The following is a 23,899-nucleotide window of genomic DNA, read 5'->3' as shown; positions in this document are numbered from 1 at the left end:
CCGGTCGAAGTCGGATCGACGGTCGCTACGACGCTCTCCGGAGGACATCGACCGCGCGGAACAGCGCCACGTCGACGAGGCCGAACGCGCCGCCGACGGCCGCACCGACGACGGCCGAGACGAGCGCCGCCAGCAGGCCGATGGCGAGCACCGCGAGCACCGACGCGCCCTGCGCGACGAGCAGAACCGAGAAGAGGACGAGCGGAGCGAGGAGGAAGCAGACGCCGGTGGCACCACCCCAGAGCGTCGCTCGCGTCGCCGCCGTGCGGGTGTCGAACCCGTCGGCGAGCGCGCGGCGGTTGGTCCACCACGTGAGCGCCCAGAGGTACGCGAAGACGCCGAGTCCGACCGCGGTGTTCAACCCCGACAGGAGGTCTCGAAGCGACCCTCCCAGATGGAGCGCGACGACGAGGGCGACGACCAGCGCGGTGACGTGAAACGTCGCGAGACCCCAGACGGCCAGCGCCGGTACCGGACGAGCTTCTTTACCCCGTTCGTCCGAGTTCCGGCCGGCGTTCGGCGCTCTGCCGCGGTCGTCCGCGGACGGTTCAGCCATGCGCCAGCACCTCCCCGAACCCGACGAGCGCGAGCAGGACGACGCTCGTGAGGGCGTACGCGACCCGCAGACGGTTCGTCGCGGCCGCGTCGACGTCAGAGCGCGTCGCCGCGAACGAGACCGACAGCGTCCGAGCCGCCGACCCGGCGAGAAACGCCGCGAGAAGCCCCAGCTTGAGCGCGAGCGTCGTTCCCCACGCCGTCTCGACGCCGGAGACGGCGAGTCCGAGCGCCCCGAGGTTCCCGACGCCGCCGGCGACGACGGCACCGAGCGCGCCCCAGAAGAGCCACTCGTACGTCTCCGCGACGGCGAGGGCGGTGCGCGCCGACTCGATGCGACCGTCCGAGACCGCTCGGCGACTCGCCGCCCACGTCAAAACGGCACCGCCGACGGCGACGCCGACACCGGCGACGTGGAGCAGGCGGACGAGGAGGGCGGTCGGATGCGAGAGGACCATCGGCGGCGATACGTGTCATCGTGGTATAATAATTCCGCAGAAGATAGCTTCGGTCGTCGACCGAGTTCCGAATCGGGACGCTTCGGGAGACTGCCCGCCTCAGACGTAGTCGTCGTACGTCGGCGCGTCGCGGTCGCCGGGGAACTCGTCGACCGGTGCGGTCGTCTGCTCGCCGCTCTCCATATCCTTGACCGTCACTTCGTCGTTTTCGAGGTCCTGTTCGCCGACGATGACGACCGTCGACGCGCCGATGCTGTCGGCGTAGCCCATCTGCGCGCCGAAACTCCGACCGGAGACGTCGGTCTCGACGGTGTTACCCGCCGCGCGGAGATCGCGGGCGACGCGGCTGGCGACGGATCGGGTGTCGCCGACCGAGAGCACGTAGTACTCCGTCGAGGCCGCGTCCTCGGGCCAGACGCCCGCGCGCTGGAGTAGGAGGTTCAGCGGCGCGTGGCCGGGGGCGACGCCGACCGCCGGAGTGGGCTGGCCGCCGAAGCTCTCGATGAGGTCGTCGTAGCGGCCGCCGCCGAACACCGAGCGGCCGACCTCGCCGGTCGAGTCGAAGCACTCGAAGACGACGCCGGTGTAGTAGTCGAGGCCTCGGGCGGTCGTCAGCGAGACGGTGCAGTACTCGCGCGCGCCGAAATCCTCGGCGGCGGCGAGAACCTCGCGGAGGTTGTCGACGGCCGCTTCCACGTCGTCGCCGCCGAACTCGGCGATTTCGTCGAGGTCACCGCCCGTCACGAGGGCGTCGAACTGCTCGGCGTCGTCCCACGAGAGCCCGGCGTCGGTGAGCAGGCCGAGATACTCGGTCTCGTCGACTTTCGCACGCTTGTCGACGGCGCGGATGGCGGCGTGCGTGTCGACGTCGGGGCGGAGCGCCGTGAGGAGGCCACCGAGGATGTCGCGGTGGGAGACGCGGAACTCGAAGTCGTCGGCCGTCAGACCGAGGTCGGTCAGCGCGTCGGCGGCGAACGCGAGAATCTCGGCGTCGGCCTCGGGTTCCGCGGAGCCGAAGATGTCGACGTTCGTCTGGTAAAATTCCCGAAAACGGCCCTGTTGGACCTGCTCGTAGCGCCAGAACGGACGCGTCGAGACCCACTTGATGGGTTTCGACAGCGCCTGCTGCTTGGCGACGACCATCCGCGCGACCGTCGGCGTCAGTTCGGGCGTCAGCGCGACCTCGCGGCCGCCCTTGTCGGTGAACGCGTACAGCTCGTCGACGATCTCCTCGCCGGATTTGTCGACGTACATCTGCGTCCGTTCGAGCGCGGGCGTGCCGATTTCGCGGAAGCCGTAGCGCTTCGCGGCGTCTTCCATCGTGTCGATGACCTCCCGGCGGGGAGCCATCTCGTCGGGGTAGAAGTCACGAAATCCCTTGAGGCGGTCGTACATGCACGGTGGTTTGCGGAGCGGTCGCTTGAAGGCTGTCCTTTCGACGGCGAGTAGTTCCGGAGGTGAACGTTCAACTGTGGTGACGAAGCCACTTCCGCGGGTGCGCTAACGACCCGACGCAAGGCGGCCGAGGCGGGTGTGCGACGCGCCGCTCGCGAAACCGAAATCGGGTCGCCTGCCAGCCACTCGAAATAGCCGTTCGAAATCAGTCGCTCAGAACCAGCCGACAACGCCGCCGAGCGCTCCGGAGTCGAGCGCGATGAGACCGACGCCGCAGACCGCCAGCGCCGCGGCGACGAGCCGCGTCCCGAAGAACTCTTCGCGGAGGAGAACGCCGCCGAGCACCACAGCAACCACCGCCTGCGTGTTGATGATGGGGGAGGCGATGCTCGCCGGCACTGCCGCGAACGCCAGCGACGTGACGTGTTCACCGAGTGCGACGAGGAAGCCGCCGACGGTGAGTTCGCCGAGCGTTCGCCGCGTCAGCGCGCCGTCGGACCACGACCGGACCGCAAAGGGGAGGACGACGACGGTGACGCCGCCGAGGAGGACGACGACCCACAGCTGCGGCTGGAGGCTCAGTTCTTGGAGTGCGACGCGTTTTCCCACGTCGCTGACGGCGTAGCAAGCGGCACTCAGCAGCGCGAGCTGCGCCGCAGTCGACGACGAGGCGGCGCGGATCGGGTCCGACAAGCGTCCACCTCGATAGTTGGCGACGTAGACGGCCAGCGTCGCCACGAGGACGCCGAGCACCTGAATCGGAGCGAGTCGCTCGTGCAGCAGCAGTATCTCGATCGGGAGGACGAACACCGGAACCACCTTGTTTATCGGTGCGACGTAGGAGACGTCACCCGCGTCGAGCGCCCGGAGGAAGATGAGAAACGCCGCTCCCGTCATACAGATGGTTCCGACGAGAACACCGAGCGCCTCGGCGCCGAGCGACGCGAACGACGGCGTCTCCGAGGGCGAAACCGACGTGAGAAGCACCGGAACGTACCAGGTGATAGCCGCCACGTTGACGAGGACGGTGAGAACCGAACCGGGGACCCCGTCGAAGTACCGCTTGAGGACGAACAGGTAGATTCCCCAAACGAGGGCCGCGACGAGCGAGTACGAGATTCCCGAGGTCACGGCTACCGCTCGCCTCTACGACGACATGAGCGGTTCGATTGCCACTGCTCGGGGCTCTGGATCCGGATGCTGGTACATTCAGGCCGAACGCTCTCCGTACCTGCGCTCCGACCTCGAACCGTTATGTCATACGGATACGGCTGCATCGTCGGCGACTGCCTGTTCGACACCACTGCCGACACCGAGGACGAACTCGTCGACGAGGCCCACCAGCACAACGAGGAACACCACCCCGACCTCGACGTCGGCGAGGAGCGGATTCGAGCGGATATAGAGACGAAGTAGGGCGAAGCAGCGCGAGCGACCAGACCGATCCGGAGAAAGCCCGCTCGCGTTCAGTCCAGTAGCCCGTGGACGTACGTCTGCTCGTGTTCGGGGAAGACCTCTCCGACCGCGTCGGAACCGTGCGTTTCGACGAGCAACTGCCGCAGTTCGCCCTCGTAATCGGCTTTCGGTACCGTCTCGCTCGGACCGACTTCGATGTCGAGCGTCTCCTCGACGAGTCGGTCGACCGCCCGACGACCGAACCCCGACAGCGGCGCGAGGTAGTCGACGTCGTAGCGGTCTTCGAGGCTCTGTGCCTGCGCGCGTGAGATGGTCGGCACGCGGTCGTCGCGGCGCGTCCCGTCGGCGATAGCGTCGTACCCGAGCCCCGCGACGGCTTCCAACGCGGCTTCGTGAACCTGTTGAATACCGTTTCGCGGGTAGCCGTCGGCGTGCATCTGCTCGACGGCGTCGGCGGCGATGGCCTCGTCGAGTTCGACCGTCTCGAACGGGTAACCGAGCGTCTCCGCGGCCGTCTTCGCGTGCGTCCAGTCGTCGGTGAACCCGAAGTGTGCGGTCACGAGGCGCACCTCGTAGAACGAATCGAGCGTGAGCGCGGCGAGCGTCGAATCCTTGCCGCCGCTGTACAGGAGGGCCAGTTCCATCAGCGACGGCGGATGTTGAAGCGCTTCTTGTCGGGCTGGAGTTCCTTCAACAGCTGTTTCATCTGCTCCTCGTCGATTTTCGACTGGATGCGGCCGCTCTGTGCGAGCGCGACGAGCTGCTGTTCGACCTGCTCGGCGAACTCGGGTTTACTCATCTGGACGGCGTTGAGCCGTTGTCGCGCGCCGTCGGTGAGATACTGGCGCAGTAGCGCGTCCTTCTGCGCCTGTGCGCGCTCCTCGGCGGCTTGCTGGGCTTCCTCGTTGCCCTGCTGTTGCTGCTGGCCTTCCGCTTGGTCCTGTAGCTCCTGCAGGCGTTCTCGGCGGAGTTCGTCGAGCCGTTCGTCGTCGGGATTTCCGCTCATACCCGAACTTTTCGCGCGCGGCAGAAAACGATTACGGACGGCCTGACGGCTGGCGGTCTCGAATCTCTGGAAAAGCGTGTGTGGCCTCTACGCGTAGCGTTCGAGTTCCGGGCGGTCGAGCGACTCGAAGGTCGAGGCGGCGGCGTCGTCGAGGAACGCGCGGCCGTCGTCGCTGATGCGGCGACCGTCGCCGCCGGCGCTCTCGACGAGACCCTCTTCTTCGAGCTGCTGGAGGATGACGCGGATGATCTTCTTGCTGCCGGTGCCTGTGTGGGCCTTGGCGACGCGGTAGCGCGTCGAGCCGCGCTTGCGGCCGCCGTACTCGACGGCGAGCCGTTCGACGCCGAGCGGCCCTTTCGTGGCGAGTTTCCGGAGGATACTGGCCGCGCGGACGAACCAGAAATCGTCGTTCTGCGGCGGAAGCTCTCGGTTCGAGCCGGTTTTGGCGAACTGAATCCAGTCGGGCTGTTCGATGCGGTCCTCGAGTCGGTCGGCGACCTCCTGAATGAGGTCGTCCGCCGGAACGTCATAGAGGGTTACCATGGCTACGAGTTCTGTGTAGCGCTGTTTAAAAGCATCGTATTGGCGTCGTCGGCCCCGTCCGACGGGCTTTCTCGACCCGACGCGGACGGCCGATCAGGAGCCGTTGAGACCCAGAACGCTGACGACGACGCCGCCGATGAGCGTCGGCAGCCAGTACACCGTCCCGCGGTAGATGACGATGGCCGCCAGAATCGCCGACTCCGTCACCGCGGGGCCCGTCGCCGCCAGCAGCAGGACGAGGAGGACGCTCTCGATGCCGCCCGCGCCGCCGGGGAGCGGGGTCACACCCGCAATCGCGCCGATGGGGACGACGAACAGCATAATCGACGGCGAGACGGGCGTGCCGACGGCGTGAAACGCCAGCCAGAGGCCGAGCATCTGTGCGAGCCATCCGGCCGCCGAAAGCGAGACGGCCAGCAGCAGTCCGCGCGGGTTCGTCGCAACGCGCTCGATAGCGGTGAAGAAGCGACTGATTCGTCCTTCGATGCTCTCGGCGGTCGGTTTCGAGACGCGCGGGACGAAGTCCGCGACGCGTCGGATAAGAGGCGTGAGCACGCTGACGGTTTTGTGTTCGAGTTGGTACCGTCGCTGCCAGCCGACGTACACGAGACCCGGAATCACCGTTGCGAGGACGACGACCCCGATGACCGCCAGTTCGAGGTTCTGACCGAGTGTCGTCTCCGTCGCGAAGTACACAGCACCCGCGAGCGCGAGCGTTATCGACGGGACGAAGTTGAGCGTGTCGACGCTGGCGATGGCCGCGAGGCCGGTCTCGTACTCGGCGTCGGAGGTCTGCGAGATGAGCAGCGCCGTCACCGGCTCGCCGCCGGCCTGTCCGAACGGCGTGATGTTGTTCGAGAACATCGCCCCCGAGAACACGAGAAACGACTTCAGCGCCGAGATCTCCACGCCGAGCACCGAGAGGACGGTCCGAAGCGACAGCCCCCACGCGAACAGCCAACCGAGCGTCGCGACGATGACGAGGGCGACGAATCGGATGTCGGCATTCTCCAACTGAGTGACGAGGTCGTCGACGCCGATGAACGAGAAGAGAACCGCGAACACCACCAACGCACCGGCGAAGCCGAGCACGGTGGCTCGGAGGTTCTCCCTGGACATATCACCCCGAACGTCAACAGACGGCATTAAGCCACCGGAATCGACAGCAGCGGTAGCGATAGCCTACGCCTCTCTTCGGGTTTGGTAGCCGTGATACTGTGCGGCTGACTCTCACGGGTGCGTGACGCCGGACGCCTCGGTGGATTTTTCGCACCGACGACGAAAGGCCGAACATGGACGAGCGGACAGCGCTTCGAACGTTGGCTGCGGAACTCCCGGCGGCCGGTGACGACGCCGCGGTCGTCGACGAACTGGTCGTCACGACCGACATGCTCCACGAAACGACGGACTTCCCGGCCGGAACGACGCGCTACACCGCCGGGTGGCGGTCCGTCGGCGCGTCGCTCTCGGACGTCGCCGCGATGGGCGCGGACGCCGTGGCGGCCGTCGCCGCGTACGCCGCACCCACGTTCGACGCGGACGAACTGAGTGCGTTCGTCCGCGGTGCCCGCGACGTCTGCGAACTCGTCGGTGCCGAGTACGTCGGCGGCGACCTCGACACGCACGACGAGTTCACGACGGCGACGACGGCCATCGGCCGAACGGACGACCCGGTGCTCCGGTCCGGCGCGAACCCCGGCGACCTGCTCTGTGTGACCGGCACGCTCGGGCGGTCGGCGGCCGCGCTTCGCTACTTCGAACGCGGCGACGCGGAGCGGGGTAACGACCGCTTCAGGTTCGAACCGCGAGTCGCCGCGGGCGTGGAACTCGCCGGCTACGCGACGGCGATGATGGACTCCAGCGACGGCCTCGCGCGGTCGGTCCACCAACTGGCGGAGGCGAGCGACTGCGGCCTCTCCGTCGACTCCGCGCGGATTCCGGTCGACGCCGCCGTCTCCGACGTGACCGACGGCGAGAGCGACTACTGGGAGTCGGCGCTGCACTTCGGCGAGGACTTCGAGCTGGTGTTCACGCTCCCCGAATCCGCGCTCGAACGGGCGGCGGCGGCTTCAGTGACGCCGATTACCCGCATCGGACGCGTCGCCGAGTCGGGTGCGGGCGTAACGCTCGACGGCGAGCCGCTTCCGGACCGCGGGTACACCCACTCGGCGTAGCGCCGCCGGACCCGTCTCGATTCTCAGGCGCCCATCAGCTGAATCGGCACCAGCATGAAGCACAGCAGGCCGAGCGCGAACGTGAACACGCCGACGAGTTGGCGCTTCCAGCCGATGCCGGATTCGTCGATGGGGTGGGCGGGGCCGTTGATGGCGATGAACAGCGAGAACAGACCCCAGAAGGCCCAGAGTCCGACCGACTCTTGCAGGCCCAGGTCGCGGACGTAGTAGAGGTAGCCCGCGAGGCCGAACAGGCCCAAAGGAACGAGCGTCGCCACCGTCTCCTGTCGCCGACCGAGCATCGCCCGAACCATGTGGCCACCGTCGAGTTGGCCGACCGGCAGCAGGTTCAACACGGTGAAGAACATCCCGACCCAGCCGCCGATGATGACGGGGTTCACCGTCTGTGGGTAGCTGTAGTCGCTCGGTTGGCCGAGAAGCGTCGCGATGAGGTCCAACAGCAACGGATTGTTGAACTGGATGACCTCGGTGCTCCCGACGAAGACGCGCTCGGGTATCGTAATCGGTTCGAGCGACAGGCCGATAGCGGTGACGAGAACCGTCGCCGCCAACCCGGCGAGCGGTCCCGCGACGCCGATGTCGAAAAGCGCCTTTCGGTCGGGCATCTGCCCGCGCATTCGGATGATAGCCCCCATCGTCCCGAAGGGGAAGATAAACGGGATGAGATACGGCAGCGAGACGTCGACGCCGTGGTAGCGACCCATCACGTAGTGGCCGAGTTCGTGCGCGCAGAGGACGCCGAGCACGGCGGCGGTGAAGGGCCACGCTTCGAGCGCGACCAGCGGATTCTCCTGAATCTGGCTTATCGGGATGTAGTACCACGCGTACGCGCCGACGAACAGCGTCGAGGCGACGGTGGCGACGAACAGGAGCAGATTCTTCCAGGGCACGCCGTCGACGCCGACGGACAGCGGTTCGGCGACGAGTACGTCGAGTCCGTCGTTCGTCCGTGCGAGACGAACGTCGTACCCCGCTTGCCGAAACGAGGGCCACGCCTCTTCGAGCAGTGAGCGACGCGAGACGAGCGACTCGCCGTAGTACAGTAGTCGGTCGTCGTCCGTACGTACCTCACGAACGTAGAACACCGAGTCGAGTTGTTCGAGCGAGGGACCGTCTGCGGGGGCGGCCGCGGGGCCGTACGGAGGGCTGTCGGCCTCGTCCATCTGATACTACGTCTACCGCACAGAGGGGTATAAATCCGGTGTCGGCGTGCGCCGGCCGCCCGACGCCGCAGGTGGGTGTCGACGACGCTCGGAGACGCGGTGTGTGTCGTCAACGGAACTGGAGAAAACAGGTTGTCGTCGCCCGGAGACGAGAGGTTGCATGGTTCGCGAGTGGAGCCGGAAGGCGGGGACCGTCACCGAGACAAGTCGCGCGGGGACCGAGTTGTTTTGCTTACGAGGTGGGGGCGACGCGCCACGTGGTCGCGCTCGTGTACGACCACTTCTCGATGGTGAGTTCGTGGGTGGAGTCACGGAGCTTCACCATCAGCGCGCCGATCTCTTTAGGCGAGAGACCGACCTCGTCCGCGATGAACTTGCCCTTGAAGTACAGTTCCCCGTCTTGGGCTTTCTCGACGAGGTACTGCTTTAGTCGGGTTTCCTTCGAGCGTCCGTCGGTGGAGGGGTTCGCTGTTGCGCTCATTTTTGTTCTGACCTCGTTTCCCACATCGCCGGTGGAGATGTTATAAAGGCAGGAACGTTAGCCACAGTTCGGCCTCTTTCAGGCTGAAGCGACGCAAATGATTCGTTTCACGACGTTTTTTCTGCGCCGTAGAACTTTTACAAATCTATCTGAGACATTTATCCTCAAGGAATTTAGATAAAACGAACCGCCTCAATATCTGGTTCCTTGACCGTTTCAGGGCAACAATTTCCGGTTTCAGCGTTCCCAACCGCTCAGAAACAGTGGTTCGACGAGGAGAATGTTGCCTCGACGCGAAAGTCACGACGATCTGTCGTGAACCCAGAAGTCCGACTCGACGGTGGTCTCCTTCTTGAAGATGGGGACCTCGTCTTTCAGGCGGTTGATGCCGTCTTCGACGGCGCGGAACGCCTCGGTTCGGTGGCCAGCGAGGACGACGACGAAGACGATGTCCTCGCCGTCCTCTATGACGCCGGTGCGGTGGTGCATGAGCACGCGCTCGACGCCGCCGCGTGATTCGATGTCGCGTCTGATCTCCGCGAGGCGCTCCTCGGCGACGCCCTCGTACTTCTCGAACGTCAGCCGCGTCGTCCGCGGGTCGCCGTCTCCGTCTTTCGCTCGAACACGGCCCGTGAAGGTCGCAATCGCGCCGGCGCGCTCGGCGCGCGGATCCTGCTTGACTCGCTCGACCAGCGACTCCAGCGTGACGTACGGTTCGAGCGCCTCGATGCGGGTGCAGAGGTCGTCGACGTCGACGTCGTCGACCGAGGGTGCCGAGAGGAGCGTATCGCGCGAATCGTCTCCCGACGCCGAATCGTCGCCGAGAACTGCCGTCGGCAGACGGGACGACTCGAACCCGGCGAGGAGCGCGAAGTCGTACGACGCGGCGAGGTGGTCGAGCAGTTCGTCGCGCGAGCGGTCGCGGCCCGCGCCGACCCAGATGCCGTCGTCAGAGAGGCCGTACGACGCCGCCGAATCGGGCGCGGGGTCGCTGCCGTCGGGGAGCCGTTCGACCGTCGCGACGCGTCCGTCGAGTCGCGCGGCGAGCCGCTCGGTGAGCGTCGTTGCGTCCGGACCGACGACGCAGAGTGTGCGCATACCCGGAAGACGGGGGACCGAACGGCTTTAGTGTTGCTCAGGAGGTGTCGGCGGCACGCTCCACGCGTCGCCGCCGGTAGCCGAGACAGGTGCTCTCGCACCGCGGAACGTGGCGGAGTTGATAACCCTTAAGACCGAATCCCAGCAATCCGATTGCAATGAGAGTCGTCATTTCTATCGGCGGGAGCGTTCTCGCGCCGGAGCTCGACGCCCGTCGGGTCGAAGCACACGCCGCCGCAATCGAGTCACTCGCCCGCGAAGGCTGCGAGCTCGGCACCGTCGTCGGCGGCGGCGGGGTCGCTCGCGAGTACATCAACGCCGCACGCGGCCTCGGCGCGAACGAGGTCCAGTTGGACCAGATCGGCATCGACGTGACGCGCATCAACGCCCGTCTGCTCATCGCCGGCCTCGGCGCGGGCGTCAACCCCGCTCCGGCGCACAGCTACGAGGACGCGGGCGAGGCCATCCGTCGCGGCGACATCTCCGTGATGGGCGGCGTCGTTCCCGGCCAGACCACCGACGCGGTGGCCGCGGCGCTCGCCGAGTACGTCGACGCGGACCTGCTCGTCTACGCGACGAGCGTCGACGGCGTCTACAGCGCCGACCCGCGCAGCGACGACGGAGCGGAGAAGTTCGAGGAGCTCACGCCCGAAGAGTTGGTGAAAGTTATCGCCCCGATGAGCACCGACGCCGGGTCCTCCGCACCCGTCGACCTGCTGGCGGCGAAGCTCATCGAACGCGCGGGAATGCGAACCATCGTCCTCGACGGGACCGAGCCGCAGCGACTCGAACGCGCGGTGCTCCGCGGCGACCACGGGGGAACCGACATCGTCCCCGCCGGTGAGGGTACCGAACCGACGTACTGGTCCCAGCGATGAGCACAGACGACAGCAACGACTCGGACCCGACGGCCGCAAACGAAGGCGAAGCGGACGAAAACGGCGAGACTCGCCACGCCTTCTGGGCCGACGAGGTGGCCGACGAGATTCTCGCGCGCGGCCCCGACGAGCCCATCGTCATCAAGGGCGGTATCTCCCCCTCGGGCGTCGCGCACCTCGGTAACTTCAACGAGATTCTCCGCGGCTACTTCGTCGCCGAAGTGCTGCGCGAGCGCGGTTACGAGGTCCGTCAGGTGTTCACGAGCGACGACAGGGACCCGCTCCGGAAGCTCCCCCGAAAGCTCGCCGACAGAGACGGCAACATCGTCGGCCTCGGCGACGTCGACGCGGGCGCGCTCGGCCAGAACCTCGGCAAGCCGTACACCGACATCCCCGATCCCTTCGGCGAGGCTGAGTCGTACGCGGCGCACTTCGCGGCGCTCATCGAAGCCGACGCCGAGCGCCTCGGCGTCCCCGTCGAGATGATCTCGAACACCGAGCTCTACGCCGACGGCACGTTCGAGCCAGTGGTTCGGCACCTCCTCGAGAACGCCGACGCCGCCCGGGAAGTGCTCGCCGAGTACCAGAGCAAGGTCGATGACGACTACGTCCCGTTCAACCCCGTCTGCGGGAACTGCGGGAAGATAACCGAGACGGTGACGGGAATCGACCTTGACGCCGGCACCGTCGACTACGTCTGCACCGACATGACCGCCGGTGACAACGTCATCTCCGGCTGCGACCACGAGGGGACGGCGACGTTCCGCGAGGGGAAACTGCCGTGGCGCTTCGAGTGGCCCGCCCAGTGGCAGGTGCTCGGCGTCGACTTCGAGCCGTTCGGGAAGGACCACGCCGAGGGCTCGTGGCCCAGCGGCGAGGACATCGCGCGCAACGTCCTCAGCATCCAGCCTCCCGTCCCGATGACGTACGAGTGGTTCACGCTCAACGGAGAACCGCTCTCCTCGTCGGCGGGCAACATCGTCACTGTCGCCGAGGTGCTCGAACTCGCCGAGCCCGACGTCCTGCGGTACTTCTTCGCGCTCAACCCGCGCCGCGCCCGCGACTTCGACCTTCGGCGCTTGGACCTCCTCGTCAACGACTTCGACCGCTTCGAGCGCGTCTACTTCGGCGAAGAGACAGACGAGAACCTCGAAGCGCTGGCCGAGCGCGCCTACCCCTTCCTCGTCGACGAAGTGCGCGAAGAGCGCGTCCGTCTGCCGTACACGTTCGCCGCGGTGCTGGGGATGGTCGACGACCCCCAACTTCGAGTACAGATGGCGAAGAACGAGGGCCACATCACCGACGAGACGCCCGAGTGGGCCGTCGAGGACGCGATGGAGCGCGTCGAGAAGGCCCGGACGTGGGCCGAGCGGATGGACAACGAGTACAACTACCGCCTTCAGACGGAGCTGCCCGACGTCGACCTCGACGACGACGTCGCCACGGCGCTGTCGGACCTCGCGGACTTCGTCGAGGAGGGCCACACCGGCGAGGAGATTCAGGGCGAAATCTACGAGGCCGCCAAGGCACGCGACGTGCAGACCGGCGACCTCTTTCAGGCGGGCTACCTCCTGTTCTTCGACCAGACGCAGGGCCCGCGCCTCGGCGAGTTCCTCGGAGAACTCGAAGAAGAGTTCGTGGTGAAGCGTCTTCGGCGAGCCGAGTGAGGCGAGGGCTCGTCACGAGCACCGCGAAGTGATGGCGGTCACAGCGTGGCGGCGGGAGTTCTGCCAGACTCTCCACCGCGAGCGAGGCCGAGGGCCGAGCGAGCGGGCCGAGGAGTGAACGGAGCGAAGCGAAGTGAACGACGAGTGCTTTTGGTCGAGCTTTTGCCGAGGGGCGGCTTCGCCGCCCCGCAGCGCAAAAGGTCGCTAGTTGTCCTCTATCGCGTCGATGACCACCGACCCGACGACGACGAGTCGCGGGTCGAGGTCCCCGCTCGTGAGCGAGATACTGTACCGGTCGCGGAACGAGAACTGCTCAGAGATGGTGCCGTAGACCTCGCTTCCGTCCGGCGAGGTGACCGAGTACGAGAACGGAAGCAGCGTCGTCACGAGTCGGCGAATCGCCGCCATGAGATGGTTGTCCTCCTTGACGAGCGCGACGACGTTGCCGTCGGCGTCGTGCAGTTCGTACTCGTGTTTCAGAAACGAACTGACGCGGCGCTTGACCGCACCGATTGGTTCGTCGGTCTGGCTGTCGACGATGTCGTAGGCGGCGTTCACGTCGAGTATCTGGCTCGCGCGGACTCGAATCCGCTCCTCGCCGGTCTCGGCGTCGGTGAAGCGGAAATCCTCCTTCAAACGGAGTTTCTTCTGTTTGGAGGTCAGAATCGGCTCGGAACCGCTGTTCTCGTAGATGTCGTACTTGTTCCCGATACCGAACTTCTGGCGAACCTCGTAGGCGTTCGAGTCGAACACGACTCTCGTGTCACGGAGTACGGCTATATCTCTTCGGAAGGTGGTCGAGAAACGTACGGCGGAGTCGGCGGCGTCCGGTACGTAACGAAATCACCGACCCAGACGCTGCATCGGCCGGAGAGTCGGCGTAGCATCGGTGTTTCGACGGCGTCGCTTCGCCGAGGCAATCCGAACGTCTTTCCCGCTACCCTTCCTTTCTTGGGCCAATGAACACGCTGCTGTGGATACTTATCGGCGTGATCCTCTACACGGTACTCGCCCTCGTCTTGCGACAGCTCGGCATCCTCCCGAGTTCGGTGAAGATGCAAGGACCCCTGATGACGATACACACTCGTCGGGGCCGCGCGTTTCTCGATTGGCTCGCCACCCCGAAGCGGTTCTGGCGGGCGTGGAGTAACATCGGCGTCGGCATCGCCCTCGTCGTGATGGTCGGCACGTTCCTCCTCCTCGTGCTCCGCGGCGTCCAGATTCTACAGAATCCCCCCGCACCGACGGCGGTGAACGCCCCCCGAAACGTGCTCGTCATCCCCGGCGTCAACGACTTCCTCCCGCTGTCGGTCGCCCCCGAGATCGCGTTCGGTCTGCTCGTCGGCCTGGTCGTCCACGAGGGCGGCCACGGCCTGCTCTGCCGGGTCGAAGGTATCGACATCGAGTCGATGGGCGTCGTCCTCTTCACGATTCTCCCCATCGGCGCGTTCGTCGAACCCGACGAAGAGAGCCAACGGAAGGCGAGTCGCGGCGGGCGAACTCGGATGTTCGCCGCGGGGGTGACGAACAACCTGGCCATCACCGCGATCACGTTGGTGCTGCTGTTCGGCCCGGTGACCGGGGCCATCGCGGCGGCCCCCGGTGCGGCCGTCGGGAGCACGTTCCCGAACTCGGCGGCCGCCACCGCCGGAATCGACGCCGGCGACCGAATCGTCGGCTTCGACGGCGCGAACGTCACCTCGGACGTGGACCTCCAGAACGCGCTCAGAGAGAGCGACGCCGCGAACGTGACGGTGACACTCGCGGACGGAACCGAACGGTCGGTGCAGCGGTCGCTTCTGGTGACGGCGATGTCGCCGAACTCGCCGTTGGCCGACGACGGCAGCGCCGGGGTCGAGACGAACGACACCGTCGTCGCCGTCAACGGAACGGCGGTCAACACCGAGTCGGGACTGCATCAAGCGGTCGTCGACAAGCCGATCGTCACGCTCACCGTCGAGAACCAGCGCGGCGAGGAATCGAACGTGACCGGCCCGATGGGCGTTCTCCTCGGCGTCTCGTCGAACGGACCGCTGAGCGAGCAGACGGGCGTCCCCGGCGGCGAACAGGTCGTCGTCACGAGCATCGACGGCGAACGGACGCTCAACTACTCGGACGTGCAGGCGGCGCTCGACGGCGGCCAGCCGGGTGACGAGGTGAACGTGACCGCCTACGTAGACGGACAACTGCAGACGTACACCGTGACGCTCGCGGAGGCGAACGACGGCACCGGCCGCGGCCTCGTCGGCGTGACGCAGGGCCCCGAGTTCAGCGGTATCAGCGTCAACAGTCTCGGCGTCGTCTCGTACCCCGCACAGCAGTTCCTCGGCATCCTCGGCGGCGACGTGCAGGGGGGACTGTTCTCGCAGGTGCTTTTCATCCTCTTTCTACCCTTCGCGGGGACGGTCGTCCCGGGATTGGAGACCAACTTCGCCGGCTTCGTCGCCGCGAACACGAGTTTCTACACCATCAGCGGCCCACTTGCGGCTCTCGGCGGCGGCGTCTTCATCCTCGCCAACGTCCTGTTCTGGGTCGGGTGGATAAATCTCAATCTCGCGTTCTTCAACTGCATCCCGGCGTTCCCGCTCGACGGAGGTCGCATCCTCCGCACCTCGACGGAGGCGGTCGTCTCGCGGTTGCCGGTCGAAGGAAAGCGGCAACTGACGAGTACGATCACGACGAGCGTGGGTCTGCTGATGCTCGTCAGTCTCCTGCTGTTGCTGTTCGGGCCGCAACTGCTCACCTGAACTCGCGGCCGTTTTCGAGAGACGAGAGACGAGAAACCACCAGCGTCGCGAGCGCGCTCAGGAGTCGAAGTCGATACCGTACCGCTCGTAGAACGCCTCTGGTGTGTCGTCGATTCGCTCGAACGTGCCGAAGTCGCGCTCGTGGTGACGAATCAACTGCTCGATGATCCACGAACTGAACGTCTCGTCGAAGCGCCACGCGTCCTCGGGGCTCTCGACGTCGAAGCGACCGTCGGTGGCGAACGCGACGTAGACGTGGTAGAACCCGAGGATGACGTCGGCGAACTCCTCGGCTTTGCCGCCGGTCTCGACTCGCTTCTCGCGGAGTTCTTCGCGGCCGCTGTCGGTCAGCGCGAAGTACTTCCGGTCGGGTTCGTCCTCGCGGTCGACCCGCTCGGCCCAGCCTTTCTCTTCGAACTTATAGAGAATCGGATAGACGGAACCGTACGACGGCTCCCAGTGTCCGCCGCTTATCTCGCGTATCTCCTTGAGAATCTCGTAGCCGTACCGGGATTTCTCTCCCAACAGCTCCAAAACCAGATACGAGATGAGGCCTTTCGGTGGGCCGCTTTTCCGCATTGGTTGCCCATCAAAGGGACGTTGTGAAAGCGTTTCGGTTACCCTGGTTCGTTCGCCGCCGGTCACAGACGCCGAGTCGTCGACGCCGCGGCGGGTTCAGGGCTGCTCGGTCGTGTCGTCGCCGAAACCGGACGTCGACCCCGCTTCGTAGTCGACGTCGACCTCGTCGCCCGCTAGGGCGACGTGGCCGTAGTTGAGAAGCGCGACGAAGACCACGCCGCCGACGGCGTTTCCGAGCGTCGTCCACGTTAGAAAGTGCACGAACTGCCCGAGCGTGACGCCCTGTCCGAGAAACATGGCGGCCAGGACTTCGGTCGTTCCGAGCAGCGCGTGGTGAAACGGCGCAAACCCGATGGTGGTGGCGACGACGAGCACGATGACGACACAGGCGATGGTGTCTCGACTCGCCGCGACAAGCCACGTCAGAAGCCCCATCAGCCACCCGGCGACGACGCCGCTTGCGGTGATGACCCACCACGGGAACGGCAGCAGTGCCGCCGCCAGCGACCCGAACGCCGCCGGGTCGACGATGTTCATCGCCGGGCCGATGGCGGCGATGAGGCCGGCGAAACACAGACAGCCGACGAGGTTGGCGGCGAGCACGATACTCCACAGTTCGAGCAGATCGCGGACGGAGGCGCGGTCGGTCACCACCGGGAGCACGGCCATCGTCGTGTGGGCGGTGAACAGTTCGGTCTGGCCGATGATGACGAACAGAAAGCCGACCGCGGAGACGCCGCCGAGCGTCAGTTGTTTCACCAGCGTCGAGGGGAACGTCGGCTGGAACGTCAGCGCCATCCCCATGAACAGTGCGCCGAAACTCACCGTGAGACCCGCGGCGAACCCGGAGATTGCGACGCCTTTGGCCGGGCGGTTCATCTCCGTGAGCGCGTTTTCCATCTCCCGCTCGATGATGTGGCGGTACGAGAGCGTCGCACCCGAGGGGTCGTCTGTTGTCGATGGCATCGAGTAGTCGGGTCGACTAACGCTCTCTGACGCAAAACCAGTTGGGTCGAAACCCGGGAAATCGGCGACGACTCAAAACGCCCTTAGTCGGCCGGGTCCAACGCCGAGATATGCCTCAAGCGCCGCAGACCGAGGAAGGCTGGTACGCGCTGCACGACTTCCGGAGCATCGATTGGGACGTGTGGCGCGACGCACCCCAACGAGAGCGCGAACGCGCCGTCGCGGAAGCCGTCGACTACCTCCAGTCGCACGAAGCAGTCGAGGACGCTGAGGAGGGCGCGTCGGCCGTGTTCTCTATCGTCGGTCACAAGGCCGACCTCCTGATACTGCACTTCCGGCCGACGCTCGACGCGCTGTCGACGGCCGAACGCCGCTTCGAGCGAACCGCGCTCGCCGGGTTCACCGACCAGCCGACATCGTACGTCTCGGTGACCGAAGTCAGCGGCTACGTCTCCGACGAGTACTTTGAAGACGGTGCCGACGCCGTCGACGAGGGGCTCCGGCGCTACATCGAGGGGAAGATGAAACCCGACATCCCCGACGGTGAGTACGTCAGCTTCTACCCGATGAGCAAGCGTCGCGGCGAGAAGTACAACTGGTACGACCTCTCCTTCGAGGAGCGCGCGGAGCTGATGTCGGGCCACGGCGACGTAGGCCGCGAGTACGCGGGGAAGATCAAGCAAGTCATCGCCTCCAGCGTCGGCTTCGACGACTACGAGTGGGGCGTCACCCTGTTCGGCAGCGACCCGACGGATATCAAAGACATCGTCTACGAGATGCGCTTCGACGAGGCATCGTCGCGCTACGGCGAGTTCGGCCAGTTCTACGTTGGGCGGCGGTTCCCGTCGACGGACCTCGGCGCGTACCTCGACGGCGAATCGGTGCCGACGAGCGAACACGCCGGCGAATCGCCGCACGGTCACGGCGAGAGCGGTCGACACCACGGCCACGGTAAGGGCGGCGGTCATCACCACGGCGGCGACGGTAACGGGAGTCACCACAGCGACGACAGTCACCACCACGGCGGCGCCAGCGGCCACCACCACGGGGAGTCGGACACCACAGACGAAGGCGATGCGGATGACATCCGCGGCGAACTCACCGACCTGAACATCTACGCCGGGAAGCCTCACGGCGAGGACGTGTACGCGACGGTGCTGTACTCGGAGGCCGACACCGACGAGTTGTTCGAGGAAGTCGAGGGTCTCCGCGGTAACTTCGAGCACTACGGCACGCACGTCAAGACGGCCGTCTACGAGGCGAACGAGCGCGGTCGGTCGGCCGTCGTCAGCATCTGGGAGACGCAAAGCGCAGCGGAGACGGCCGGCGGTTTCCTCTCGGAACTGCCGGGCATCGTCTCGCGCGCGGGCGAAGAATCCGGATTCGGCACGATGGGGATGTTCTACACGGTCAAATCCGAGCATCGAGGAGAGTTCGTCGACAAGTTCGGCACGGTCGGCGGCCTCTTAGACGAGATGGACGGCCACCAAGAGACGGACCTGATGGTGAACGTCGAAGACGAAGACGACATGTTCATCGCCAGTCAGTGGCGCTCGAAGGAGGACGCGATGGGTTTCTTCCGCAGCGACGAGTTCCGCGAGACTGTACAGTGGGGCCGTGACGTGCTGGCGGACCGGCCGCGGCACGTCTTCCTCGCCTGAGTCGACGGCTCACCGCGTCAGGAGCGTCGCCCCCGGTGCGTTTCGCCGGACGCTCTTGATGCCGTTTTTCGCGGCCGACTTCGACGAGTAGCCCTCGCCACCGTCGGCGATGATGTTCCCGTTACGGTGGCGGAGTCGCCAGCGCCACTCGTCGGCTTTGTCGCGGTACAACTCGAACGTCGCCGCCGCCTCCGGTTCGGACTCGTCGGTATCGGTCTCGCCGTCGACGTCGGGTTCACGGTCCGTTTCGGGTGTCTCGACCGTCTCGGGTGCCCCGACGGCCTCGGTCGTTTCGGCCGACTCCGTTCGGCTCTGGTCGCCCGCGTCTTCGCTCGTCATCGACGCGTTCGCTGCGGATTGGGAGTCGGAGTCGAACTGGCCGATCGTTTCGCCGTCGGCGACGACCGAAACCGAGACGTGGACGTGTGAGTCGGTCATACAATATCCGATGACGCCGATGAACGTATTACTTTCCGACGCTTGTCGAGGGTGCGTAGTGGAAGTATACGGGCGGGAACGCCCGCCGCCGTCGGCCGTCGAATTCGAAGCGAAACGGAGGGGTCGAAGGAGAGACGAACGCGCGGGCTCGGGGACGCTATCGCTCGGTACGGTCCATCGACCGCGCGAAGGCGAGATACGGTTCGAGTTCCGACCTCGGGTCGGTCAGACGGAGACGGCGGGTCCGTTCGTCGTACTGGACGAACAGCGACGCGGTCAGTTTCGGTATCACGGTGTGGTGCAGTTCGAGGTGGAGACGGCGGCGGTTATCGAACGGTGTGATCTCCCGGCGGAGGAGTCGGTCGACGAGTCGTTCGTACTGGATGGCACTGTCCGAATCGTACAGGACGTACAACACGCCCCGCCGCGAGGGGTCGGCGAGCAGTTCGAACGCCGTCGACGGGGAGAGTGAACGCTCGGAATCGTCTGCGGACATCACTTTTGTGAACAGTGATCCGCGTCGCGGCACGGACCGAGGTGTTTCACCGAGCAGGTACCGGTGGTCGTTCTTCGCTGGAGGGGGCTCGTTCTTCGTTGGAGAGGGGACGACATACTGTCAATAGAATACCACAATCTCCGTTGATATATAATTGAGCCTTGTTCGAGAGGTCGTAGAAATAACCAGCGGGGTCGCCGACTCGCGCTTCCTCGTCGTCCGACTTGCCATCGAGAGCGTCTTTGCGATGAAATTCGTTTGTCCTCAACGGAAGCGTTCGGAAGCCGCGTGCGTCGAGATACCGAAGTAGTCTGCGACCTCGCCGAGCGTCGTATCCCGCGGGATGTTGAAGGAGCCCATCTCGAACGTCGCCACGAGCGCGTCCAACTGCGGCGTCGAGAGGTCGTACTGTACGGCTCTCGGCTGAGTGTCTTCGGCGATGTCGTCGAGTTCGAAGTCGAGGTCGTGGGCATTGCAGTACGCGCGGAACTCCGCGAGCGACTCGCGACTGTCGAGCCGGGCGGTGAGCGACCGCTGTTCGTCCGCCCGCTCGGCCGCGAGGAGGGCCGCGCGTCCCGCTTCGAGACCGTCGACTCCTCGGGAGTCCACCGAACGGCGTCAGCCGTGAGCGAGTAGGGGAGGATAGTACACCGCTACAGTCTCGAATCGTGATTCTCGGCGGGCGAGAATTTCGTATCGTGGTTGAAGGTTTATCGACCGGCGTTCTGCTTGCCGGTGCCCACCAGATCCGCGCCGTCCACCGAAGAGCGGAGGCTGTCCATGCCGTCGTCGCGGGTGATTCCGAAGTTCTCTCGGTAGAGTTCCTCGACACGGTCGACCTCCGCCTCGGAGAGCGGCGGGGTTTCGGAGGCGGCGGCCCACTCGTCGATGTCGTCCGTCGTCCGGAACGTCGGCGTCACCGACGCGACGGCGTCGTGGCTGAGCAGCCACTGGATGGCGGCCTGCCCCATCGTGCGCTCGCCGTCGTGTTCGAGGAACCGAAGCGCCTCGACTTTCTCCCACCCCGTCTCGTACCACTCGTCGGGGCGGAACCCGCGGTGGTCGCCGGCATCGAGTTCGGTGTCGGGCGTCACCTGCTCGTTCAGAAGCCCCGAAGAGTGGGGCACGCGGGCGATGACGGCGGTGTCGGCGTCCTCGCGCGCGATGGTGTCGAGGAAGTGTCGGCCGGGGGTCTGCTCGAAGACGTTGAAGACGGTCTGGATGGCGTCGAAGTCGAATTCGACGGCGCGGTCACCTTCGGCGAGCCAACCGATGGAGGGGCCGAGCGCCCAGCCGAGCGCGTCGACGGTTCCCTCTTCCCGGAGTGATTCGAGGGTTTCGACCACGTCGGGCGTCACCTCGTCGACGTTCGCGTTGTGCAGTTGGAGGAAGTCGACGTAATCGGTGTCGAGACGCTCCAGACTCCGTTCGACGCAGGTTCGAATCCACTCGGAGTCCAGTCGCTTCGGCAACTCGCCGTGGCCCGCCTGCGGGTGGTTGTAGAAGTCGTAGCCGATTTTCGTCGACAGCGTCACCTCGTCGCGGTAGTCGGCCAGCGCCTTCCCGATGAGCTTCTCGCTGTCGCCGTGGCCGTAGACGTCGCCGGTGTCGAAGTACGTGATTCCCTGGTCGAGGGCGTACTCGACCATCTCGACGGCCTGGTCTTCGGTCCGGTCGCCCCACCAGTCGGTGCCGACGACCCACGCGCCGAAGCCGACTTCGCTCACTTCCACTCCCGAATCGCCCAGCGTTCGGTAGTTCATACCGCGCGCTAAGGCGAGACGACACTTATCGGAACCGGTTCACCCGTCGAATCGGGGGGTGACGAGCGGATTGTCCGGTGGGCGGAGCGCCTCGGCCTCACGTCCGTCGAGAGCCAGTCGCAGGGCCACGTTCGAAGTTAAACCACATACTGCGATATCAAATGGCGCAAGAGGGAGAGGGCGACGCCAGCAACCGCTGCGAAGTCGGCAACGCTTAATCGCTCAGCGACGTCACTCGTAGAGGATGGAGACGCTCCCAGTACGCGTCGCGTGTATGTACGTGGCCGACCGCTCGTCGGAGCAGTGGGCGGCGTACGAGTGGTGTGCCGAGGCGGCGACGGCCGCCGACATCGTCTCGTTCGCCGCCGTCGCCGACGGTGCCGTCGACCTCGGTGCCTACGATGCGGTCTGGTGGCACCGCGATACCCCTCTCGACGACGGGCCGGCGGCGGTCCGTGAAAGCGCTCGATGCGTTCAGTCGTTTCTCGAAGACGGCGGCGGCCTGCTCCTCTCGCTTCACGCGCTGTCTGCGGTCGAACCCCTCGGCATCGACGGCGTCCGCCCGGATGCCACCGGCGTCGAGGACGTGCACGGCCCGTCCGGGTTCGCGCGGAAGGCGCTCTACGCGGACCACCCCGCTTTCGAGTCGTTTGACGACCGGTTCCACCTGGCGTCGCCCGGCGACGACCGGCCGTTCGCGCGGTACGAGAGGCTCGTCCCCGAACGGGGCCAGGTTCTCGGCAGTTCGCTCCGCGGCGACGAGTTACTCGTCGGCCACAAGTCGCTGCTTTCGTGGCGCGTTGGCCGGGGAACGGTCGCCGGCAGCGGCGAACATCTCCACTTTGACCGCGAGGGCGGCGAGACGCACGCCCGCGACCGGTTCGCGCGAAATCTGCTGGCGTCGTTGGCCTCCGACCGACGGCCGAGCTTCACCGACCGCCCTGCCGACGTCGAGGGGTTTGCCGACGTTCGGGCGGCGCTGGCCGGCGACCACCACCGACCGGGCTACCACCTCGCCGCGCCCGCCAACTGGCTGAACGACCCGAACGGCCTCGTCCACTACGGCGGGCGCTACCACGTGTTCTACCAGTACAACCCCGCGGGACCGTTCCACGGGACGATTCACTGGGGACACGCGACGAGCGGGGACCTCGTCAACTGGCGCGACGAACCGGTGGCGCTCTCGCCGTCGCCGGATGGTCCCGACCGCGACGGCTGTTGGTCGGGGTGTACCGTCGTCGACACCGACGGGGCGCCGAGACTCCTGTACACCGGCGGCCGCGGTCGCGTCCAACTGCCGTGTCTGGCGACGGCCGCCGACGATGAGCTCCGGACGTGGGTGAAACACGCCGAAAATCCCGTCATCGAGCAAGCGCCGACGGACCCGCCGGTGCTGGCGACGAACGACTGGGACGCGGAGTTCCGCGACCACTGCGTCTGGCGACAGGACGGCGTCTGGTACCACCTCGTCGGCGCGGGCGCGCAGACCGGCGGCGGCGTCGTGCTGCTCTACCGCGGTGAGAGCCTCGACGAGTGGGAGTACGTCGGTCCGCTGTTCGGCCGCGAGGAACCCGACCCCGGGACGGTGTGGGAGTGTCCGGAACTGCTCGACTTCGGCGATACACAGCTCCTGCAGGTGTCGAACTACGACGAGCCCATCTACTTCGTCGGCGAGGCGGACCTCGACGCACCCGACTTCGACCCGACGAACGAAGGAGTCCTCGACTACGGCGACTACTACGCCCCGCAGTCGCTGCGCGCGCCCGACGGCCGCGTGCTGACGTGGGGATGGCTCCCGGAGGCTCGTGACCTCGACGCGCAGTGGCGCGCCGGCTGGTCGGGGGCGATGTCGCTGCCGCGGGAGCTGGACGTCTCCGACGGCGACATCGTCCAGCGGCCGGCCGCCGAACTGGCGAGTCTTCGCGGACCCGGCGCGCTCTCCGGCGACGTATCGCTGTCGGCGGGCGAGCGCCGAACGCTCGATCTGACCGGCAACAGCTACGAACTGGCGTTCGAGATCTCGCTCGACGAGGGAGCGACGTTCGAACTCGGCGTGTTCGAGTCGCCGGCGCTCTCGGAGCGGACGCTCGTGCGGTGCGACGGCGAGTCGGTCGTCGTCGACCGCTCGGCGTCGAGTCACGGCCCGGGGGCGAAGGACGAACAGCGGATGCCCGTCGAGGAGGACGAGCTCTCGCTTCGCGCGTTCGTCGACGGCTCTATTCTGGAACTGTTCGCAAACGAGCGTCGGTGTCTCACGAGTCGCGTCTACCCGACTCGAATCGACGCCGAGGGCGTGTCGCTGTCGGCGGTCGGCGGCGACGTGACACTACGGTCGGCGGGGGCGTGGGAGCTCGAAGCGACGTTCCCAGCCGGAAAGCGACGACAGTCCTGAGG

At 66.1% G+C, this 23,899-nt stretch carries 25 protein-coding genes; 7 read left to right on the top strand and 18 right to left on the bottom strand.

The window, feature by feature from the left end; all coding sequences use genetic code 11:
- Window positions 1-25 precede the first annotated feature (25 nt).
- The 4 genes from LAQ73_RS09030 to LAQ73_RS09015 form a co-directional block, all read right to left on the bottom strand.
- The gene (locus tag LAQ73_RS09030) at window positions 26-556 is read right to left on the bottom strand and encodes a DUF7965 family protein (protein WP_224267955.1); all 531 of its coding nucleotides are present in this window, start codon (window positions 554-556) and stop codon (window positions 26-28) included.
- Entirely contained in the window at window positions 549-1,013 is a 465-nt protein-coding gene (locus LAQ73_RS09025) for a hypothetical protein (protein WP_224267954.1), read from the bottom strand. Before LAQ73_RS09025 ends, LAQ73_RS09030 begins: the two co-directional genes overlap by 8 nt.
- Window positions 1,014-1,112: 99 nt before the next feature.
- A complete protein-coding gene (gene hisS, locus LAQ73_RS09020; protein WP_224267953.1) occupies window positions 1,113-2,408 on the bottom strand; it encodes a histidine--tRNA ligase in 1,296 nt (431 codons plus the stop codon).
- A gap of 213 nt (window positions 2,409-2,621) precedes the next feature.
- Window positions 2,622-3,539: a DMT family transporter gene (locus tag LAQ73_RS09015; protein ID WP_224267952.1), complete on the bottom strand. Its 918-nt coding sequence runs from the start codon at window positions 3,537-3,539 to the stop codon at window positions 2,622-2,624.
- Between the two features lie 123 nt (window positions 3,540-3,662).
- Here LAQ73_RS09015 and LAQ73_RS09010 point away from each other — a divergent pair, with 123 nt between their 5' ends.
- Window positions 3,663-3,824, top strand: a complete 162-nt coding sequence (locus LAQ73_RS09010; protein WP_224267951.1) for a DUF1059 domain-containing protein — start codon at window positions 3,663-3,665, stop codon at window positions 3,822-3,824.
- Between the two features lie 50 nt (window positions 3,825-3,874).
- Here LAQ73_RS09010 and LAQ73_RS09005 read toward each other — a convergent pair whose 3' ends face one another.
- The 4 genes from LAQ73_RS09005 to LAQ73_RS08990 all read right to left on the bottom strand — a co-directional run bounded on the left by LAQ73_RS09005 (window position 3,875) and on the right by LAQ73_RS08990 (window position 6,492).
- Window positions 3,875-4,468, bottom strand: a complete 594-nt coding sequence (locus tag LAQ73_RS09005) for a DUF7411 family protein (protein ID WP_224267950.1) — start codon at window positions 4,466-4,468, stop codon at window positions 3,875-3,877.
- Window positions 4,468-4,830, bottom strand: a complete 363-nt coding sequence (locus LAQ73_RS09000) for a DNA-binding protein (protein ID WP_224267949.1) — start codon at window positions 4,828-4,830, stop codon at window positions 4,468-4,470. The genes LAQ73_RS09005 and LAQ73_RS09000 overlap by 1 nt, the downstream gene beginning before the upstream one ends.
- 87 nt (window positions 4,831-4,917) lie before the next feature.
- Complete coding sequence (locus LAQ73_RS08995; protein ID WP_224267948.1) at window positions 4,918-5,373, bottom strand: 30S ribosomal protein S19e; 456 nt, start codon at window positions 5,371-5,373, stop codon at window positions 4,918-4,920.
- Window positions 5,374-5,466: 93 nt separating this feature from the next.
- A complete protein-coding gene (locus LAQ73_RS08990; protein ID WP_224267947.1) occupies window positions 5,467-6,492 on the bottom strand; it encodes a lysylphosphatidylglycerol synthase transmembrane domain-containing protein in 1,026 nt (341 codons plus the stop codon).
- A 173-nt stretch (window positions 6,493-6,665) separates the two neighbouring features.
- On the opposite strand from LAQ73_RS08990, the gene thiL reads away from it, so the two are divergent.
- On the top strand, window positions 6,666-7,547 hold the full coding sequence (gene thiL, locus LAQ73_RS08985) for a thiamine-phosphate kinase (RefSeq protein ID WP_224267946.1): 882 nt from the start codon (window positions 6,666-6,668) through the stop codon (window positions 7,545-7,547).
- Between the two features lie 23 nt (window positions 7,548-7,570).
- On the opposite strand, the gene LAQ73_RS08980 is transcribed toward thiL, so the two are convergent.
- The 3 genes from LAQ73_RS08980 to LAQ73_RS08970 form a co-directional block, all read right to left on the bottom strand.
- Window positions 7,571-8,731, bottom strand: a complete 1,161-nt coding sequence (locus tag LAQ73_RS08980) for a site-2 protease family protein (protein WP_224267945.1) — start codon at window positions 8,729-8,731, stop codon at window positions 7,571-7,573.
- A 232-nt stretch (window positions 8,732-8,963) separates the two neighbouring features.
- The gene (locus LAQ73_RS08975) at window positions 8,964-9,212 is read right to left on the bottom strand and encodes a DUF7123 family protein (RefSeq protein ID WP_117595281.1); all 249 of its coding nucleotides are present in this window, start codon (window positions 9,210-9,212) and stop codon (window positions 8,964-8,966) included.
- A 300-nt stretch (window positions 9,213-9,512) separates the two neighbouring features.
- The gene (locus LAQ73_RS08970; RefSeq protein WP_224267944.1) at window positions 9,513-10,310 is read right to left on the bottom strand and encodes a molybdopterin synthase; all 798 of its coding nucleotides are present in this window, start codon (window positions 10,308-10,310) and stop codon (window positions 9,513-9,515) included.
- A 158-nt stretch (window positions 10,311-10,468) separates the two neighbouring features.
- Between LAQ73_RS08970 and pyrH the strand changes: the two genes are divergently transcribed.
- Together pyrH and lysS are read left to right on the top strand one after the other, a co-directional pair.
- The gene (gene pyrH, locus LAQ73_RS08965) at window positions 10,469-11,188 is read left to right on the top strand and encodes a UMP kinase (protein WP_224267943.1); all 720 of its coding nucleotides are present in this window, start codon (window positions 10,469-10,471) and stop codon (window positions 11,186-11,188) included.
- Window positions 11,185-12,855, top strand: a complete 1,671-nt coding sequence (gene lysS / locus LAQ73_RS08960) for a lysine--tRNA ligase (protein ID WP_224267942.1) — start codon at window positions 11,185-11,187, stop codon at window positions 12,853-12,855. Before pyrH ends, lysS begins: the two co-directional genes overlap by 4 nt.
- A 204-nt stretch (window positions 12,856-13,059) precedes the next feature.
- Here lysS and LAQ73_RS08955 read toward each other — a convergent pair whose 3' ends face one another.
- A complete protein-coding gene (locus LAQ73_RS08955) occupies window positions 13,060-13,608 on the bottom strand; it encodes an LURP-one-related family protein (RefSeq protein ID WP_224267941.1) in 549 nt (182 codons plus the stop codon).
- A 206-nt stretch (window positions 13,609-13,814) separates the two neighbouring features.
- Here LAQ73_RS08955 and LAQ73_RS08950 point away from each other — a divergent pair, with 206 nt between their 5' ends.
- Window positions 13,815-15,602 (top strand): site-2 protease family protein, encoded by a 1,788-nt coding sequence (locus tag LAQ73_RS08950; protein WP_224267940.1) that lies wholly within the window; start codon window positions 13,815-13,817, stop codon window positions 15,600-15,602.
- Between the two features lie 57 nt (window positions 15,603-15,659).
- Here the strand turns inward: LAQ73_RS08950 and LAQ73_RS08945 are convergent, their stop codons facing one another.
- Window positions 15,660-16,181 (bottom strand): PadR family transcriptional regulator, encoded by a 522-nt coding sequence (locus LAQ73_RS08945; protein ID WP_224267939.1) that lies wholly within the window; start codon window positions 16,179-16,181, stop codon window positions 15,660-15,662.
- Window positions 16,182-16,277: 96 nt separating this feature from the next.
- Window positions 16,278-17,147 (bottom strand): formate/nitrite transporter family protein, encoded by an 870-nt coding sequence (locus LAQ73_RS08940; RefSeq protein WP_224267938.1) that lies wholly within the window; start codon window positions 17,145-17,147, stop codon window positions 16,278-16,280.
- Between the two features lie 110 nt (window positions 17,148-17,257).
- Here LAQ73_RS08940 and LAQ73_RS08935 point away from each other — a divergent pair, with 110 nt between their 5' ends.
- Entirely contained in the window at window positions 17,258-18,808 is a 1,551-nt protein-coding gene (locus tag LAQ73_RS08935; protein ID WP_224267937.1) for a heme-binding protein, read from the top strand.
- 9 nt (window positions 18,809-18,817) lie between these two features.
- Here the strand turns inward: LAQ73_RS08935 and LAQ73_RS17805 are convergent, their stop codons facing one another.
- The 4 genes from LAQ73_RS17805 to LAQ73_RS08915 all read right to left on the bottom strand — a co-directional run bounded on the left by LAQ73_RS17805 (window position 18,818) and on the right by LAQ73_RS08915 (window position 21,505).
- On the bottom strand, window positions 18,818-19,246 hold the full coding sequence (locus LAQ73_RS17805; RefSeq protein WP_317988501.1) for an HVO_2922 family protein: 429 nt from the start codon (window positions 19,244-19,246) through the stop codon (window positions 18,818-18,820).
- Between the two features lie 157 nt (window positions 19,247-19,403).
- Window positions 19,404-19,742: a DUF7344 domain-containing protein gene (locus tag LAQ73_RS08925; protein WP_224267936.1), complete on the bottom strand. Its 339-nt coding sequence runs from the start codon at window positions 19,740-19,742 to the stop codon at window positions 19,404-19,406.
- A 264-nt stretch (window positions 19,743-20,006) separates the two neighbouring features.
- A complete protein-coding gene (locus LAQ73_RS08920) occupies window positions 20,007-20,351 on the bottom strand; it encodes a helix-turn-helix domain-containing protein (RefSeq protein WP_224267935.1) in 345 nt (114 codons plus the stop codon).
- A 101-nt stretch (window positions 20,352-20,452) separates the two neighbouring features.
- Window positions 20,453-21,505: an aldo/keto reductase gene (locus tag LAQ73_RS08915; protein ID WP_224267934.1), complete on the bottom strand. Its 1,053-nt coding sequence runs from the start codon at window positions 21,503-21,505 to the stop codon at window positions 20,453-20,455.
- Window positions 21,506-21,749: 244 nt separating this feature from the next.
- Here LAQ73_RS08915 and LAQ73_RS08910 point away from each other — a divergent pair, with 244 nt between their 5' ends.
- A complete protein-coding gene (locus tag LAQ73_RS08910; RefSeq protein WP_224267933.1) occupies window positions 21,750-23,897 on the top strand; it encodes a glycoside hydrolase family 32 protein in 2,148 nt (715 codons plus the stop codon).
- Window positions 23,898-23,899: the final 2 nt, after the last annotated feature.

This window comes from Haloprofundus salinisoli (assembly GCF_020097815.1).
GTDB classification, from domain to species: Archaea; Halobacteriota; Halobacteria; order Halobacteriales; family Haloferacaceae; genus Haloprofundus; species Haloprofundus salinisoli.
Note: the sequence above shows the minus strand (reverse complement) of the source record. Positions and strands in the feature narration are given on the sequence as shown.